Genomic DNA, 17,318 nt, shown 5'->3' with positions numbered 1-17,318 from the left:
TTCGACACAAGGAGTTTCCATGGCAACGCGCATCGAATTTAGCCAACACGGCGGGCCAGAAGTACTGAAAGCCGTTGAGTTTACGCCGAAAGATCCGGCGGAGAACGAAGTTCAGGTTGAGAATAAAGCGATAGGTATTAATTACATTGATACCTATATCCGCAGCGGGCTTTATCCGCCTCCGGCGCTCCCGAGCGGGCTGGGGACCGAAGCCGCGGGCGTTGTCAGCAAGGTCGGCAGCAAAGTCACTCATCTGAAGGTTGGCGATCGAGTGGTTTACGCGCAGTCTGGCCTGGGGGCCTACAGCAGCGTCCATAATGCGCCAGCCGACAAGGTCGCTAAAATCCCGGATGTTATCTCTTTCGAACAGGCTGCAGCGTCTTTCCTGAAAGGCCTGACCGTGTTTTATCTCCTGCGGAAAACCTACGAAATTAAAGCCAATGAAACCTTTCTGTTCCACGCGGCGGCAGGTGGCGTGGGCCTGATCGCCTGCCAGTGGGCAAAGGCGCTGGGCGCAAAATTGATTGGTACTGTCGGTTCGGCACAAAAGGCCGATCGTGCTTTGCAGGCCGGGGCGTGGCAAACCATCAACTATCAGCACGAAAATATCTCCGAGCGCGTCAAAGAGCTGACCGGCGGCAAGAAAGTGGCGGTGGTTTATGATTCCGTCGGGAAAGAGACCTGGGAAGCGTCGCTGGATTGTCTGCAGCGCCGTGGGCTGCTGGTGAGCTTTGGTAACTCTTCCGGGCCGGTGACCGGCGTGAACCTGGGCATTCTGAACCAGAAGGGATCGCTGTACGTGACCCGCCCTTCTCTGAACGGCTATCTCACCACCCGCGCAGAGTTCGATGAAGCCTGCCACGAGCTGTTTTCGCTGATCGCCAGCGGCGCGATTAAGGTGGATGTCGCGGAAAACCAGAAGTTTGCGCTGAAGGATGCGGTGCTTGCACACCAGACGCTGGAAAGCCGTGCCACGCAGGGGTCAAGCCTGTTGATTCCATAACCCTTTCAAAATCCAGAAAGAATTAGGGCTTCCCGGAGGAAGCCCTTTCTTTTTTGTTCGAGCCGTATGTAGGGTACAGCGCGATGAATTCTTGTTACTGCGAAAGGATAGTCGCAGATTTAATAAGTAAAAGAAATGACGCCGCCGGGATTAAGTTCAGGCTTGTGATCGGCCCCGCAATACCTGAATTCTCCCGATAGTTTAAAGGCTAAAGCTGGCGTTTATCGGCAACCAAAGACAGCGCGTGTTCAACCACTTCAATGCCAGCCCCGGCTTTATGCGCGTTCTCGCTTAAGTAACGGCGCCACTGACGCGCGCCCGGTATTCCCTGGAACAGGCCGAGCATATGGCGAGTCACATGGCCCAGGTAGGTGCCGTTTGCCAGTTCGCGCTCAATGTACGGATACATCGCTCGCACCACGGCAACGGGATCGCTGTCCGCAACATCTGCCCCGAAAATTTCGCGGTCAACCGTTGTCAGCAAGCCAGGGTTTTGGTAAGCCTCACGCCCGACCATCACGCCATCCAGGTGCTGGAGGTGCGTTTTCGCTTCTTCCAGCGTCTTAACCCCGCCATTAATCGCCATGGTCAGTTGCGGGAAATCACGCTTGAGCTGGTAAACGCGCGGGTAATCCAGCGGTGGAATTTCACGGTTTTCTTTTGGGCTCAGGCCAGAGAGCCAGGCTTTACGCGCGTGGATGATAAACATCTCGCATTCGCCCTTGCCTGCCACCGTGCCAATAAAATCGCAGAGGAATTCGTAGCTGTCCTGGTCGTCGATACCGATACGGGTTTTTACCGTCACCGGGATAGAAACCACATCACGCATCGCTTTAATACAGTCGGCGACCAGCTGCGCTTCACCCATCAGGCAAGCACCGAAGCGCCCGTTCTGAACCCGGTCAGAAGGGCAGCCTACGTTCAGGTTAATTTCATCGTAGCCGCGCGCTTCGGCGAGTTTCGCGCAGTGTGCCAGCGCCTGTGGGTCGCTGCCGCCAAGTTGCAGCGCAATCGGATGTTCTTCTTCGCTATAGGCCAGATAGTCCCCTTTACCGTGGATGATCGCCCCGGTGGTCACCATTTCGGTGTACAGCAGCGTGTGGCGGGACAGCTGGCGCAGGAAATAGCGGCAGTGGCGATCGGTCCAGTCGAGCATCGGCGCAATGGAGAAACGGTGCGGCTGGAAAGGAGTCTGGTTGCTTTGTGAGGACATACGTTTACGCAGGCTACGATTAAAAAAGGGTCGCTACTATAGCATAAAGCAGCGCCGGGGCATCAGGCTGCCCCGGCATTCAGTATCAGAAGGCCACGCTCAGCTGCGCCCCTGCACCCCAGGTTTGGTCTTCACCGTACAGGCCCATCAAATCGATATTGACGTGTTTGCCCGCCGCGAACCCTACCCCACCGGTAAAGACGTTGCTGTCATTGCTTTTCACATCAGCACGGTAGCCAGCACGCAGCGCCAGCCAGGAAAGCGGCCTCACCTCAGCACCGACACCCACGTACTGGGAATTGGCTTCGCTTTTAAAGCCTTTGGTTTCGGTCAGATCGCCGTCCGCGCTCAGGGTCACCAGCTCGTTATGCCAGGCCACGCCGGCGGTCACCAGCGGGCTGATTTGATAAGTATCTTTGTAGTTTCGTACTTCGCCGGTACGCCCATTAGTGATGCGAATGTCTTTCGTGTCGATATCACGGGACACCAGGTTTTGGCCGCTCAGACCAACGGTCCAGTTCTCGCCAAAATCGGCCGCCACGCCGGCGTCAAGGTTGAATCCAGTGTCATCGTTGCGGTACTGGCTGTTCTTCCAGTCGCCGCTACGGTAGTCATAAATGGATGTCGTGTAATTATACAGCCAGGTTTTCTGCAGCTTTGGCGTAACGCCAACGGAAACCGGGACACCACCTACGTCAAACTTGTGGGCCAGAGCAATACCATAATCAGACACAATGGCCGCGCGGCCGGAAGCGGTAGAATTCAGGTTACGAGTGATTTGGTCGGAGCCGTTCAACGCAGCATCAATCGCCACGCTTCCCGCCACAGCGCTGGAATTCTGGATACTGCGTAGGTAATTGATATCATTCTGGTCTATATCGGAACTGACTTTCGCTCGTGCGTAAGCTTTGGTAACGAATGCTACGGAGAGAGTGTCATTGGGAATACTGACCGCAATTCCTGCGGCGGCTTTGGCATTCGCCGTTTCGCCTCGTAAATCTTCAAGCTCACCGGCTAAATCCCCGGCGGCGCTCCGAAACTGATTTAACGTCCCGTTCGGATTTAAAAGAATATCTCGTGGCGTTAACGACCCAATGGCCTGTTTATAGTTATCAACTTTATCGCTGATATCGTCGATGCGATCCTGGAGGTTGTCTTTATCCGTTATTTGCGCCCCAATAGACGGTAAAATAACGGTAATATTGTCGTCTGGTTTGGACCGGGCTAATAGCGCCGGGTTGATTAACACGCCACTGCCATAATTAGCCGAAGCCACGCCGGTGCCCCCCATCGCATCGTTTCGCGCTTCGGACCAGGTCCCTGCCGCCCCTGCCTGATGGGCAATAAAGAAGGTTGCGGCGAGTGTCGCCACCGAAGATTTTATTTTATTCATTCACAGCACGCCTGTCTGATTGTCAGATGAAGTAATTCGCCCCTGACAGTTATGACTGAACAGAGGCAGACTATTGCTGTGAATAGCGCGATAAAACGATGGATATTTGAACCATCAGGATCCCAGATATATCCTTAGGGTTAACGTCTTATTGTTTCCTTGCTAATTAATTTATAGTTTACCCTTCGGCTTTCGTGAAGGCAGACCGTTATGCGGGCCAAAGAATTGAGGCGGATGATCTATCCAGCGATCCTTGCGCTGCATGGCGTAAGACTGATTTAGCGGGTAATAAATTTTATTTTCGGCTTTATTGGCTTCGCCTACGACTAATAACCGCACATCCTGTTCGGTATTATTAATAAAGGTATGGCAAATGCCGGTTCCGGCCGGAAATCCCACGCTGTCGCCCGGTTCAAGCGCCCAAAGATGACCATTGATCCACACTTCCGGGTGCCCCTCGAGCACATAAGCAAACTCTTCTTCGCTGCTTTCCGCGTGGGGATAAGAGGTTCTGCGGCCAGGGGGGATACGCTCATGGTGAATACCAAGGCGGGTTAAACCGAAATTACGGGCCAAAGGAGCACCAATGGAGAACAGCTCCGTGCTGTCAGGATACGTTGCGTCATCCTCGCCTTCAAGCTCGCGCCAGTGACGAATACAATCAGGTTTTTGCATCACTTCCTCCTGGGTAGATAGGGTCAGTATGTACCAGGATTCGGCGTTTTATCCGCATTATGGTAAAGTATTGCGTCAATGACCGGGAGAGGCTGATGGATACCACAACTTCGCAAAACGTGTTAGCTCAGGCTGAAAAGCTCTGCCTGCAACGCAATGTACGCCTGACGCCGCAGCGTCTCGAGGTTTTGCGCCTTATGGCCGAGCAAACCGGCGCCATCAGCGCCTACGACCTGCTGGATCTCCTGCGCGTTAGCGAGCCACAGGCTAAGCCTCCAACGGTTTATCGCGCGCTGGATTTTCTGCTAGAGCAAGGTTTTGTTCACCGTGTGGAATCCAACAACAGTTACGTACTGTGTAATTTTATCGATCACCCAACCCACTCTTCCGCCATGTTTATCTGCGACAGATGCGGAGCGGTAAAAGAGCAAGCGGCTCAGGGTGTGGAAGATATTATGCAGAAACTGGCATCCAAAATGGGATTTACCCTGCGCCATAATGTGATTGAAGCTCACGGATTGTGTGCGGATTGCTCGGAAGTGGAAGCCTGTAGCCACCACGACGCCTGCAATCACGATCATTCAGTGCAGCCAAAGAAAAAGCGTTAAGAGGGAGTGGTACGTCCTTGTACCCGGGCAGGATTGGTCTTACTGAGTAGCACATTTGAGGGGCCGCCAGGTTACCAGCGGTATTTGCTCCCGGACTCCCAGTCCTTCACTTCTTTCTCTGCCTGGTCTTTGGCGTAGCCGTAGCGTTCCTGGATTTTACCCACCAGCTGGTCACGCTTCCCTTCGATGACGGTCATATCGTCATCGGTCAGCTTACCCCATTTCTCTTTGATCGTACCTTTGAACTGCTTCCAGTTACCGCCGATTTCGTCCTTATTCATCGTCATCTCCTCATCGTTCGGTTTAGGTTTGTGCATCCGGGCTGCAGGATGCTGACTTTCTGGAACACACCCACTGTCTGCTGGATGTAAAGGTAATTGTAGACAAGGATTCTGAGTTAAATTTAAAACTCAGAATCTTTAACCATTATTAAAAGCGATGACATGCTGATTCCTCGCCTTAAAAACGAGAAATCAGCACGATAGAAGATGAGTTAACGAGCGTCAGGCAGCGCGATCAATGGCTGCCCGATGCAGCGAACCAGGTGTTATTGCGCCAGTGGCGTCGCCAGATGACGCCAAGCGACAGGCCGCGCAAGGCTAAAAACACTGCCAGCGACAGCCACAGGGCGTGGTTGCCCCACAAAGGCAGCGTAAGCATCGTCACGCCAAAACCCAATGCCGCAACCGCCATACTATTTCGCATTTCGGCACCCCGTGTCGCACCAATGAACATACCGTCCAGCAGGTAGCACCAAACGCCCACTACCGGCAAAATCACCTGCCAGGCAAGGTAATGATTTGCCAGAACACGAAGCTCCGGCAGGGAGGTAAGCAGGGCGACAATTTGCTCCCCGGCAAAGGCATAAATAGCGGCAAACGCTATCGCAACCAGCCCCGCCTGCCTGCACGCAGCCCCCCAAACCTCGAGCAACTGCCCACGGTTACGCGCCCCGTAAGCCTGCCCTGAATGGGCCTCCACGGCGTAAGCAAAGCCATCGAGCGCATAGGCGGTGAAGGTCAGCAGCGTCATCAGTACGGCGTTAACGGCGACAATTTCGCTACCGAGACGCGCACCAAAAATGGTGATGGAAGCAAAGCAGATTTGCAGCAGCAGCGAACGCAGCATGATGTCGCGATTAAGCGCCAGCAGCTTACGCAAATCACCCTGCCAGGCCGTTTTAAGACGAGCCCAACTGATGCCCCGCAGCTTCATCACTTTGCTCACCATCACCAGGCCGATGATAAACGTGGCATATTCAGACACCGCCGTGGCCAGCGCCGCCCCCTGCACGTTCATGTGCAGCCCCATCACCAGCCAGAGATCGAGCACGATATTAATCAGGTTGCCGACGACCAACAGAATGACCGGCGCTCGCGCATACTGAACGCCCAGCAGCCAGCCTAACAGCACGAGGTTAGCCAGAGATGCGGGAGCGCTCAGCCAGCGGATTTCGAGGAAGCGCCTTGCCTGATACAGCACCTCGTCATTGCCGCCAACAACGTGCAGCGCAAGGTTGATCAGTGGATAACGCAGGACCACGATAGCCAGCCCGGCTATCAGCGCCAGCATCAGGGGCTGAACCAGCGCGCGCGCCAGCCGCTGCGGATCGTTCGCGCCAAACGCCTGTGCCGTTAACCCGGTGGTGCTCATGCGCAGAAAAAGCAGCAGCATAAAGAGGAAACTGGTCGCCGTGGCACCGATAGCGACCCCGCCGAGATAGGTTGGGCTATCAAGATGGCCAATGACCGCGGTATCGACCAGGCCCAGTAACGGCACGGTAATGTTGGAAAAAATCATCGGCAGCGCAAGCCGCCACAGCGCACCATCCGTTGACGAAAAGAATCGCATGGAAATGATCCAGGGGAAAATAGAGAGGTGTTTAAAGCAGGTGGCACGGTAGCGTTACCGCACCACCGGAAGAGGTGTTACAGCCATTCACCGTTGCGGATAACCCCGACGGCCAGGCCTTCAATGCTAAAACTCTGCTCGCGAAGATCGACCACAATAGGCTGGAATTCGCTGTTTTCCGGCAGCAGGTGCACGGTGTTGCCCTGCTTTTTCAGGCGTTTTACGGTCACTTCATCGTCGATACGCGCGACAACGACCTGGCCATTACGTACGTCCTGAGTTTTGTGTACCGCTAATAAATCACCGTCCATGATGCCGATATCTTTCATCGACATGCCGCTGACGCGCAGCAGGAAATCGGCATTCGGTTTGAACAGAGAAGGGTCAACCTGGTAGTGGCCTTCGATGTGCTGCTGCGCCAACAGCGGCTCACCGGCTGCAACGCGGCCCACCAGCGGCAGGCCATTTTCTTCTTCAACCAGCAGACGAATGCCGCGTGATGCGCCAGAAACAATCTCAATGGCACCTTTACGTGCCAGCGCTTTTAGATGCTCTTCCGCGGCGTTTGGAGAACGGAACCCCAGACGTTGTGCAATTTCGGCGCGCGTAGGTGGCATGCCGGTCTGGTTGATATGATCCCGAATGAGATCAAACACCTCTTGCTGCCTGGTAGTTAGTGCTTTCATTCCGCCCCCTGGGTGTTTATACAGTCATGCTGTGAGTATATACAGCCCCGGGCGATTTTGAAACCACAAATTAAGCAAAAAACCAGCGACTTAAACTATTCTGGAAGGGCTATCGCAAATGTGACCAAAGCAAGGTGGCCCAGGTCGCAACCGCAAGGATAATCGCTATCAATACGGCGGCTGAACCCATATCTTTGGCTCGCCCTGAAAGCTCGTGGTACTCGGTGCCAACACGGTCAACCAGTGCTTCAATGGCGCTGTTGAGGATTTCGACAATCATCACCAAAACCACCGAGCCAATCAGTAAAATACGCGTGATGGGGTCCACATCCAGCCAGCAAGCGATGGCGATAGCGATAACCGCAGCCACGCCCTCCTGACGAAAGGCAGCTTCGTTGATCCAGGCCGCACGGAGCCCCTTCCACGAGTAGCCTGCAGCCTTAATAATGCGGGTGATGCCGGTGGTATTATTCGCCATTCAAGGAAACCTTTTTAAAGATTGAGCGTCAATGCTCATTGAGTCTAAATCGCAGCGCCACAGAAATTCCCCAGAGTTTCTGATATCCTTGCGGCGCATTTGCATTATTAACCTGAGGCTTTACATCATTTATGTCAGGCTGGCCAAGAATTTACTACAAATTACTGAATTTACCATTAAGCGTTCTGGTAAAGAGCAAGTCTATTCCGGCGGATCCACAAACCGAACTCGGTCTGGACCCTTCACGCCCCATCATGTACGTCCTGCCCTACAATTCTAAGGCAGACTTACTGACGCTGCGTGCCCAATGTCTGGATCACGATCTGCCCGACCCGCTGGAACCTCTGGAAATTGACGGCGTACTGCTGCCGCGCTACGTGTTTATCCACGGCGGGCCGCGCGTCTTCACCTATTACACGCCAAAAGAAGAGTCGGTAAAACTGTTCCACGATTATCTGGATCTGCACCGCAGCAATCCCGATCTCGATGTGCAGATGGTGCCGGTTTCCGTGATGTTCGGCCGCTCGCCAGGGCGTGAAAAAGGGGAAATCAATCCTCCTTTACGTACGCTGAACGGCGTCCAGAAATTCTTTGCGGTTTCCTGGCTGGGTCGCGATAGCTTCGTGCGTTTCTCACCGCCCGTTTCGCTTCGCCGTATGGCAACCGAACACGGCACGGACAAGATTATCGCCCAAAAACTGGCTCGCGTGGCGCGCACTCACTTTGCCCGCCAGCGTCTGGCCGCCGTTGGCCCGCGCCTGCCGGTTCGCCAGGATCTCTTCAACAAGCTGCTGGCGTCAAAAGCGATTGCCCGCGCGGTAGAAGATGAAGCCCGCAGCAAGAAGATCTCCCACGAAAAAGCACAGCAAAACGCCGTCGCATTGATGGAAGAGATTGCCGCGAACTTCTCCTACGAAGCCGTGCGTCTGACTGACCGCGTTTTAGGCTTAACCTGGAACCGCCTCTATCAGGGCATTAACGTGCATAACGCCGAGCGCGTGCGCCAGCTTGCCCACGACGGCCACGAAATCGTCTATGTGCCCTGCCACCGCAGCCACATGGATTATCTGCTGCTTTCCTACGTGCTTTATCACCAGGGGCTGGTTCCGCCGCACATTGCCGCCGGGATCAACCTGAACTTCTGGCCAGCCGGCCCGATTTTCCGCCGCCTGGGCGCGTTCTTTATTCGTCGTACCTTCAAGGGCAACAAGCTCTACTCCACGGTATTCCGCGAATACCTGGGCGAGCTGTTCAGCCGCGGCTATTCCGTTGAGTACTTTGTCGAGGGTGGTCGCTCCCGTACCGGCCGCTTGCTGGATCCTAAGACCGGCACGCTGTCGATGACCATTCAGGCAATGCTGCGCGGCGGCACCCGCCCGATTACTCTGGTGCCGATCTACATCGGCTACGAGCATGTCATGGAAGTGGGAACCTACGCGAAAGAGCTGCGCGGTGCGACCAAAGAAAAAGAGAGCTTCATGCAGATGGTGCGCGGCCTGAGTAAGCTGCGCAACCTCGGCCAGGGTTACGTTAACTTCGGTGAACCGCTGCCGCTGATGACCTACCTGAACCAGCATGTGCCGGAATGGAAGGACTCTATCGATCCGATAGAAGCAATTCGCCCGGCCTGGCTGACGCCAACGGTGAACGATATCGCCGCCGATCTGATGGTGCGCATCAACAACGCAGGGGCCGCTAACGCCATGAACCTGTGCTGTACCGCGTTGCTTGCTTCACGCCAGCGCTCGCTGACCCGTGAACAGCTCACCGAACAGCTCGACTGCTACCTCAACCTGCTGCGTAACGTGCCATATTCCCCGGATGCCACCGCACCAACGGTTTCCGCCAATGCGCTGATCGACCACGCACTGCAGATGAACAAGTTCGAGGTGGAGAAAGACACCATCGGTGACATCATCATTCTGCCGCGCGAGCAGGCCGTGTTGATGACCTATTACCGTAACAACATCATGCACATGCTGGTGTTGCCGTCGCTAATGGCGTCTATCATCACTCAGCATCGCCACATCTCACGCGCAGAGCTGCTGCGTCAGATAGAAGTCGTTTACCCGATGCTGAAAGCCGAGCTATTCCTGCGTTGGGAAAAGAGCGAACTGGGCAGAGAAATTGATGCGCTGATCGCCGAGATGGAACGTCAGGGCCTGGTGATGGTGGTCGGTGACGAAGTGCAGATCAACCCTAACCGTTCACGCATTCTGCAGCTTCTGGCGGCGGGCGTGCGCGAGACAGTCCAGCGTTATGCCATCACTTTCTGGCAGTTGAGCGCCAACCCGTCGATCAACCGCGGGACGCTGGAGCGCGAAAGCCGCACGGTGGCACAGCGCCTGTCCGTTCTGCACGGCATTAATGCGCCGGAGTTCTTTGATAAAGCAGTCTTTACCTCGCTGGTGCTTACCCTGCGCGATGAAGGCTATATCAGCGATACCGGTGATGCGGACGCAAGCGAAACCATCAAGGTTTACCAGATGCTGGCCGATCTTGTGACCTCGGATGTACGCCTGACGATTGAGAGCTCAGCGTCCCAGGACGCGGTTTCTTAATTCTGCGGAAACGAAAAAGGCGGGTGATTAACCCGCCTTTTTTATTGCCTGAAGACTGACTCAGAAATGCAGGTAACTCAGTGCCAGGCCCAGGAACAGCACCAGTCCGACATAGTTATTGTTCATAAACGCTTTAAAGCAGCCTTCACGCTCGCGTTTAGTGATCAACTTCTGCTGATGCACAAACAGCCCGCCCGCCAGCAAAATTGACCAGTAGAACGTACCACCCAGCCCGTTTAGCCAGCCCACAACGCCCATCAACAGCATAGTGGCGATTTGCAGCAGGCCGATAATCAGCTTATCGTTGCGGCCAAAGAGAATCGCAGTCGACTTAATGCCGATCTTCAGGTCGTCGTCGCGGTCGACCATCGCATACTGCGTGTCGTACGCCACGGTCCAGCAAATATTGGCGAGGAACATCAGCCAGCAGCTTAACGGCACCGATTCGCTGGCGGCGGCAAATGCCATCGGAATGGACCAGCCAAAAGCCGCACCCAGTACCACCTGAGGCAGATGGGTGTAGCGCTTCATAAACGGATACACCCACGCCAGCGCCAGCCCGGCCACGGACAGCAATATCGTCATGGTATTGAGCGTCAGCACCAGCAGGAAAGCCAGGCCCACCAGCACCGCAAACAGGATCTTCGCTTCTTTCTCAGTAACTGCACCGCTAGGCAAAGGGCGCTGCGCGGTACGCTTTACGTGTCCGTCAAATTTGCGGTCGGCATAATCGTTCACCACGCAGCCCGCGGCGCGCATCAGCCAGACGCCGGCGATAAAAACAACCAGATTCAGCAGTGAAGGTAAGCCCGGCGTTGCCACCCACAACGCCCACAGCGTGGGCCACAGCAGCAACAAAGCGCCAATGGGCTTATCGGTACGCATCAACCGGTGATAAGCCAGCAGTTTTCCCTGCTTAAGACTCCACTCCATTATTTTTCCTCTTCATACAGCGGAGACGCCGGCAGGAACAGTTCGGTCAGCAACAAAGGCTTACCGGAAAGTCTCAGTCGGGAACGGCGTCCCCACAGTTCGGCGCTGCGGCCAACCTCAATGTAGTCACGCGTCAGGGTTGATGAACTGAAAAGGTAGCGCCCGAGCGGCGTATCGCCAAGCTTTTGCAGCGCCAGTTCAGGGCCATCAAGCGTGCTTTCAGGCACCACTGTGCGGCCCAGCAGCCAGGGTTCGTCATCTCCGCAGAGGATGATTTCCCGCAGCCAGTAACGCTCAGAGGCAGGTAATAAATCGGCTTCGGGTAAATCATTGCCAGCAGGGACAAAACCTTCGCGCACGATGCGGACGGTGACTTTTTGGCAGTGCTGTTCGAAGCGTTTCGTCATCGAATCTTCCAGCAACAGCCAGTCGAGATAAGCGGAGCTAAGTCCTTGCGGGACCTCCGTGTAGAAATTCAGGGCGCGCAACGGCGACAGCGCGTCGGACATGGGGATGCTCTCCGATACATAACCTGATGGCATTGTAACGCAGAACATCTCTGTGCGGGCAGACAATGGCAACACACTCGGCAAATACCGCAACAATTGAGCAACAGCAACTTAAAGCTTTTGGGCTACGGAAAAAAAAGGTGCGCCTGAGCGCACCAATACTTCAAGCATCAGCAACGTGGGGAAATGGTTACCCCTTGCCTTTTACACTGCTGATAAAAGTTTTACGGGCGGAGGTGGAACCCAGACGCTCGGCTTCATTCAGCAGTTTCAGGGCTTTATCGATGTCGCCTTTATCCACCGCCTGTTTAATGGCGCGGTTAAAATAGCTTTCCGTATCATTGAGCATAGGTTCGCTCTTCGCGGCAGGTGCCGGAGCTGGCGCAGCCACTGGTGCTGGTGCCGGTGCGGCAGCTGGTGCAGAGTAGGCCGTCGGCGGCGCTACATTACCGACCACAACAGGTTTGGCATCGGACCCACCAAAGATCTTACCGATCATGATGTTGCCGCTGTTTTGTTCGGTTTTCAGCTTAACCGTCAGGTTACCTTGCCCACTGTGGCTAGCGATCGGATCGGCCACATCAGGAATAGCGTTGCTTGCCCCTTCAGCATAAAGCTTCGCCGGGTTGATCATGCGGGTCGTTTCCGTCAGATCGTGTTTCGTGGTGTACACCAGCATGTAGATCTGTTTCTGCCCCATCATCGGGGTCAGCTTCATGACGTTTTCCAGACGGTTACCGGAGGTCATGCCCGGTTTCTGGTACTGGAAGTAACTGCTCGGGAAGAAAGCAGATGGCTGCATCTGCCCGTCGAGAATAAGGACATTTGGCGCATAAACGCTCAGGTCTTTTACCAGGCTGGTCAGCGTGATTTCCAGTGAGCCCTGATCGGCTGGCAGCACGAACGCCGCAACACTCCCGGTGAGTTCCCCGACGTTAAGGCTGGCCGAAGAAGCGGTCAGCACAACGTCCTGGCTAACAGGCGGCATCAACGGAATCCACGGTAAGCTTTGTAGTTTGTCCGCTGGAATAGACGGTGCGGTTGAGACATTTTGTGGGTTAATTGCCGTGTTGGCGGCAAAGGAAGCCGGCACAGACGATAAGCCCAGTACGGGAAGCAGGCAAAGCGCGAGAAGATGTTTTTTCATTGTTTTATCCTCGAAGCGAACCCGTCTCCTTCAGGCAAAAAAGAGACGGGTCAGGCATGTGAAACCGGCGGGCGCTAAGCACCCGCGCGGGGGATTAACTTACCACCAGACTTCCATCTGAGCACCGAAGGTGACTTCGCTGTCGTTGCCGCGGCTGAAAGTACGAGCGCTGGTATCGGCGAAAGCAATGCCGGATGGTGTGCCCGCTACGTAGTTAGAATCGGAGGCATCGCTGGAAGAATAACCCCACTTCTCATCCCACTTAGCGTAGGTTGCGAAGACGCGGATAGCCGGGCGAGACCAGATGCTGTTACCCGCCTGCCACTGCTGTGCCAGGGTAATTTTATACTGGTTGTTGCTCTTGTCGGTCAGCTGAGACTTCACGTTGTCATAGCCGACTTCCAGCAGGGTGCTCATGATTGGCGTCCATTTGTACATAGGACGAACGCCCACGGTCCACCACTGGGTACCGTTTTTATCATCGCGGTTGATATCCTGGTACATACCCACGTACATCAGGCCCCAGGTATCGTTGAAGTCGATAGCACCGTGGTCAATCACGCGCAGCATTTTGCCGTCGTTGTTTTGGAAGGTATTCGGGCGCCCGGTACCGTTGGTTTGTGCCATCGCGTTGGTGCCGTACTGCACCACAAATTTGTTCAGGCTGGTGCCGAGGAAGGTCTGAGTATGTTCCACGGTACCCAACCAACCATTTTTGGTCGCATCCTGCACGCCAAAATCATAGTGCTTGCTGGTATTGGCGCGGCCGTAATCAAAGCCCACTTCCAGAGAACCGCCAGGGTTCACTTCCATCTGCCCTAAACGAATATCAAAGATATCGTTCGCCAGATCTTGTTTTTTGGTCGTACCGTTGATGAAGGCCTCTGAACCACCGGCTTCACCGTTACGGGTTGCGGCCAGGGAGAGTTTACCGAAGCCCAGGTTAATGTCTTCCAGGCCAGCACCTGGGCCAGAAACGTCCCAGTAGTAGAAGTCGATCATGTGCACGTCATGGCGTTTGTAATAACGCTTACCTGCCCAAATATTCGCGCCTGGCAGCGCATCAATCAGGTTTTTACCTACCACGTTCATCTGACGCACACGTGGGCCACCGTTGGTGTCCTCGTCATCGTTCAGTTGGTTAGTGGCGTAACCAATCATGGTGTCAACGTAGAAGCTCTTCTCACCTTCCTGCCAAACTTGCTGACCTAACTCAATTTCAGCATAAGTTTCACATTCGTTACCCAGACGGTATTTAGAGCCAGCACCTGTCGCTTTAAAACACTGCTGCTGACCGCCGCTGCCTGTCCAGCCAATACCAGAACGTGCGTAGCCCTTGAAATCAACGGCGCCAGCCTGTGCAGACACGATGCCTGCAATGACGGCGACCGCCAGTGGGAGTTTGCGCAGAGTAATCATCATTCTATCTCCTGAGATCATTGCTTTTATTTTTTATGGGAATGCTTAAACGCCGGGCTCTTGATGCAACCGACGACATGCGGTGCCATCTTCTCGGAACAGATGGCAGCGCTCTGGCGGCAGGCCAATAGCGAATGTGGCACCCTCTTTTACCAACACCACGTCGTTCTGGCGGTAAACCAGGTTTTGACGAATGGCGGGGATTTGGATGTGAATCTGAGTCTCATGTCCCAACTGCTCAACGACCTGCACTTCCCCTTCAAGGGTGACGTCAGCAATGTCGCTCGGCAGCAGGTGTTCCGGGCGAATGCCAAGTGACATATTGGCCCCCACCTGAACATTGCGGCTTTCCACCGGCAGCCAGACATGCTGACGGTTAGGCAATTCCACCTGCACCTGGTCAATGGCCGTCGCGGTCACTTTTACCGGCAGGAAGTTCATTTTTGGCGACCCGATGAAGCCCGCGACAAAGCGGTCAGCCGGGTAGTGATACAGCTCGAGCGGCTTCCCAACCTGCGCGACGCGGCCAGCATCCAGCACGACGATTTTGTCGGCCAGGGTCATCGCCTCAATCTGGTCATGGGTGACGTAAATCATCGTGCGGCCCAGACGCTTGTGCAGACGGGATATCTCGATACGCATCTGCACGCGCAGCGCCGCATCAAGATTTGAAAGCGGCTCATCCAGCAGGAAGACTCGAGGCTCCGCGACCAGCGTTCGACCAATCGCCACACGCTGGCGTTGCCCACCGGACAGCGCCTTCGGGCGGCGGTCCAGCAGATGCGCGAGCTGCAGGGTTTCAGAAACCTGATTCACGCGCTGGTTGATATCGTCTTTTTTTGCCCCGGCAAGCTTCAGGCCGAAGGACATGTTTTCCGCGACAGACAGGTGGGGATAGAGGGCGTAAGACTGAAACACCATCCCCACGCCACGCTCAGCGGGAGGGATATCGTTCATGCGCTTTTCACCAATCAGCAGTTCACCGCTGGTGATAGTTTCAAGCCCCGCGATCATTCTCAGCAGCGTTGATTTACCGCAGCCTGATGGCCCGACAAAAACCACGAATTCTCCTTCATTGATGTCGAGATTGATGTCTTTCGACACCACCACGTCACCCCAGGCTTTTGTTACGTTCCGTAGCTGCACGCTCGCCATTACCACTCCCTCATTACTGCCGCCTGCCGTCGGACAGGTGCTTCAAGATGTGTCCGACTATGAGGGAAAGCGACATTTGGTAAATCCTCCACCCTAACGCTTTTTTATGGGGGAGGAGGCGGGAGGATGAGGCAGGGGCATCTGCAACCGGTTGCAGGTGGCACAAGGGATTTTCGTGATCGCGGCTTCAATTTTCAGTGCGTTTTTATGTGCGCCAGGACACATAACGGCCAGTTATGCAAAGCAGATCACAGATAACCACTCAGGGGCGTAGAGCAAAGGAGGATGAGAAGCGCTTGTCATCTCCGCAGACTTAACAACGTTAATCTGCACTACCCTATAAAGCGCACACCACCACTCAAAGGATGGGAACATGAAAATTAAAACCGGCGCCCGTATCCTCGCTCTGTCAGCCCTGACGACGATGATGCTTTCCGCCTCTGCACTGGCAAAAATCGAAGAAGGCAAACTGGTCATCTGGATTAACGGCGATAAGGGCTACAACGGCCTGGCCGAAGTCGGTAAGAAGTTTGAGAAAGATACCGGTATTAAAGTCACCATTGAACATCCTGATAAACTTGAAGAAAAATTCCCACAGGTGGCGGCAACCGGCGATGGCCCGGACATTATCTTCTGGGCTCATGACCGCTTTGGCGGCTATGCGCAATCCGGCCTGTTAGCCGAAATCACCCCAGATAAAGCTTTCCAGGACAAGCTCTATCCGTTCACCTGGGATGCCGTTCGCTACAACGGCAAGTTCATCGCTTACCCAATTGCGGTAGAAGCGCTGTCGCTGATTTATAACAAAGACCTGGTCCCAAACCCGCCGAAAACCTGGGAGGAGATCCCCGCCCTGGATAAAGAACTGAAAGCGAAAGGCAAGAGCGCGCTGATGTTCAACCTGCAGGAACCGTACTTCACCTGGCCGCTGATTGCGGCAGATGGCGGGTATGCCTTCAAGTTCGAAAACGGCAAATATGATGTGAAAGACGTGGGCGTGGACAGCGCAGGGGCAAAAGCGGGTCTCGGCTTCCTGGTTGATATGATCAAGAACAAGCAGATGAATGCCGACACCGACTATTCCATCGCTGAAGCCGCATTCAACAAGGGCGAAACGGCGATGACGATTAACGGGCCGTGGGCCTGGTCAAATATCGACAAGAGCAAAATCAACTACGGCGTGACGCTGCTGCCGACCTTTAAAGGCAAGCCGTCTAAACCATTCGTAGGTGTGCTGAGTGCCGGTATTAACGCCGCCAGCCCAAATAAAGAACTGGCGAAAGAGTTCCTTGAGAACTACCTGTTGACCGATCAGGGTCTGGCGGATGTGAACAAGGACAAACCGCTCGGTGCCGTGGCGCTGAAATCGTTCCAGGAACAACTGGCGAAGGATCCGCGTATTGCCGCCACCATGAATAACGCCCAGAAGGGCGAGATTATGCCGAATATTCCTCAGATGTCTGCTTTCTGGTATGCCGTGCGCACGGCGGTCATCAACGCCGTTAGCGGCCGTCAGACCGTTGATGCTGCGCTGAAGGATGCTCAGGGACGTATCACTAAGTAAACCTTGCCCCTCACCCCGGCCCTCTCCCCATAGGGGAGAGGGGGAATTCAGATTGAGTCCGGCCCTCTGCCCACAAGGGATAGGGCGAATTCGGATTGAACCCGGCCCCCTCCCACAAGGGAG

General features: G+C 54.8%; 16 protein-coding genes. 4 read left to right on the top strand and 12 right to left on the bottom strand.

Translation table 11 applies throughout. The annotated features are described in order from the left end of the window. Nucleotides 1–19: 19 nt before the first annotated feature. Nucleotides 20–1,003 carry a quinone oxidoreductase gene (locus tag LH23_RS06635; protein WP_039289340.1) on the top strand — a complete coding sequence of 328 codons (984 nt, stop codon included), beginning with the start codon at nt 20–22 and terminating at the stop codon, nt 1,001–1,003. A 208-nt stretch (nt 1,004–1,211) separates the two neighbouring features. Here the strand turns inward: LH23_RS06635 and dusA are convergent, their stop codons facing one another. The 3 genes from dusA to LH23_RS06620 all read right to left on the bottom strand — a co-directional run bounded on the left by dusA (nt 1,212) and on the right by LH23_RS06620 (nt 4,284). Further along, complete coding sequence (gene dusA, locus LH23_RS06630) at nt 1,212–2,216, bottom strand: tRNA dihydrouridine(20/20a) synthase DusA (RefSeq protein ID WP_039289339.1); 1,005 nt, start codon at nt 2,214–2,216, stop codon at nt 1,212–1,214. An 85-nt stretch (nt 2,217–2,301) separates the two neighbouring features. Further along, complete coding sequence (locus LH23_RS06625) at nt 2,302–3,609, bottom strand: conjugal transfer protein TraF (RefSeq protein WP_039289337.1); 1,308 nt, start codon at nt 3,607–3,609, stop codon at nt 2,302–2,304. Nucleotides 3,610–3,780: 171 nt separating this feature from the next. After that, nucleotides 3,781–4,284, bottom strand: a complete 504-nt coding sequence (locus LH23_RS06620) for a cupin domain-containing protein (RefSeq protein ID WP_039289335.1) — start codon at nt 4,282–4,284, stop codon at nt 3,781–3,783. A 95-nt stretch (nt 4,285–4,379) separates the two neighbouring features. Here LH23_RS06620 and zur point away from each other — a divergent pair, with 95 nt between their 5' ends. Continuing rightward, nucleotides 4,380–4,892, top strand: coding sequence for a zinc uptake transcriptional repressor Zur (zur, locus tag LH23_RS06615; RefSeq protein ID WP_039289334.1), 513 nt, complete (start codon nt 4,380–4,382; stop codon nt 4,890–4,892). 71 nt (nt 4,893–4,963) lie between these two features. On the opposite strand, the gene LH23_RS06610 is transcribed toward zur, so the two are convergent. The 4 genes from LH23_RS06610 to LH23_RS06595 form a co-directional block, all read right to left on the bottom strand. Then, nucleotides 4,964–5,173, bottom strand: a complete 210-nt coding sequence (locus LH23_RS06610) for a CsbD family protein (protein ID WP_039289331.1) — start codon at nt 5,171–5,173, stop codon at nt 4,964–4,966. A 235-nt stretch (nt 5,174–5,408) separates the two neighbouring features. Next, nucleotides 5,409–6,743: an MATE family efflux transporter DinF gene (gene dinF / locus LH23_RS06605; protein ID WP_039289330.1), complete on the bottom strand. Its 1,335-nt coding sequence runs from the start codon at nt 6,741–6,743 to the stop codon at nt 5,409–5,411. A gap of 77 nt (nt 6,744–6,820) precedes the next feature. Continuing rightward, a complete protein-coding gene (gene lexA, locus LH23_RS06600; protein WP_039289328.1) occupies nt 6,821–7,429 on the bottom strand; it encodes a transcriptional repressor LexA in 609 nt (202 codons plus the stop codon). 109 nt (nt 7,430–7,538) lie between these two features. Continuing rightward, nucleotides 7,539–7,907: a diacylglycerol kinase gene (locus LH23_RS06595; protein ID WP_039289327.1), complete on the bottom strand. Its 369-nt coding sequence runs from the start codon at nt 7,905–7,907 to the stop codon at nt 7,539–7,541. Between the two features lie 131 nt (nt 7,908–8,038). Between LH23_RS06595 and plsB the strand changes: the two genes are divergently transcribed. Beyond that, the gene (gene plsB, locus LH23_RS06590) at nt 8,039–10,468 is read left to right on the top strand and encodes a glycerol-3-phosphate 1-O-acyltransferase PlsB (RefSeq protein WP_039289325.1); all 2,430 of its coding nucleotides are present in this window, start codon (nt 8,039–8,041) and stop codon (nt 10,466–10,468) included. A 60-nt stretch (nt 10,469–10,528) separates the two neighbouring features. On the opposite strand, the gene ubiA is transcribed toward plsB, so the two are convergent. The 5 genes from ubiA to malK form a co-directional block, all read right to left on the bottom strand. Then, on the bottom strand, nt 10,529–11,401 hold the full coding sequence (gene ubiA / locus LH23_RS06585; RefSeq protein ID WP_039289324.1) for a 4-hydroxybenzoate octaprenyltransferase: 873 nt from the start codon (nt 11,399–11,401) through the stop codon (nt 10,529–10,531). After that, nucleotides 11,401–11,910, bottom strand: a complete 510-nt coding sequence (gene ubiC, locus LH23_RS06580; RefSeq protein WP_039289323.1) for a chorismate lyase — start codon at nt 11,908–11,910, stop codon at nt 11,401–11,403. The genes ubiA and ubiC overlap by 1 nt, the downstream gene beginning before the upstream one ends. A 190-nt stretch (nt 11,911–12,100) precedes the next feature. Next, nucleotides 12,101–13,057, bottom strand: a complete 957-nt coding sequence (malM, locus tag LH23_RS06575) for a maltose operon protein MalM (RefSeq protein ID WP_039289321.1) — start codon at nt 13,055–13,057, stop codon at nt 12,101–12,103. Nucleotides 13,058–13,156: 99 nt separating this feature from the next. Next, a complete protein-coding gene (locus tag LH23_RS06570; RefSeq protein ID WP_269320220.1) occupies nt 13,157–14,497 on the bottom strand; it encodes a maltoporin in 1,341 nt (446 codons plus the stop codon). Nucleotides 14,498–14,521: 24 nt separating this feature from the next. Beyond that, nucleotides 14,522–15,631, bottom strand: coding sequence for a maltose/maltodextrin ABC transporter ATP-binding protein MalK (gene malK, locus LH23_RS06565; RefSeq protein ID WP_039289316.1), 1,110 nt, complete (start codon nt 15,629–15,631; stop codon nt 14,522–14,524). A 373-nt stretch (nt 15,632–16,004) separates the two neighbouring features. Here malK and malE point away from each other — a divergent pair, with 373 nt between their 5' ends. Next, the gene (malE, locus tag LH23_RS06560) at nt 16,005–17,195 is read left to right on the top strand and encodes a maltose/maltodextrin ABC transporter substrate-binding protein MalE (RefSeq protein WP_039289315.1); all 1,191 of its coding nucleotides are present in this window, start codon (nt 16,005–16,007) and stop codon (nt 17,193–17,195) included. Nucleotides 17,196–17,318: the final 123 nt, after the last annotated feature.

Source organism: Cedecea neteri (assembly GCF_000758305.1).
GTDB classification, from domain to species: domain Bacteria; phylum Pseudomonadota; class Gammaproteobacteria; order Enterobacterales; family Enterobacteriaceae; genus Cedecea; species Cedecea neteri_C.
Note: the sequence above shows the minus strand (reverse complement) of the source record. Positions and strands in the feature narration are given on the sequence as shown.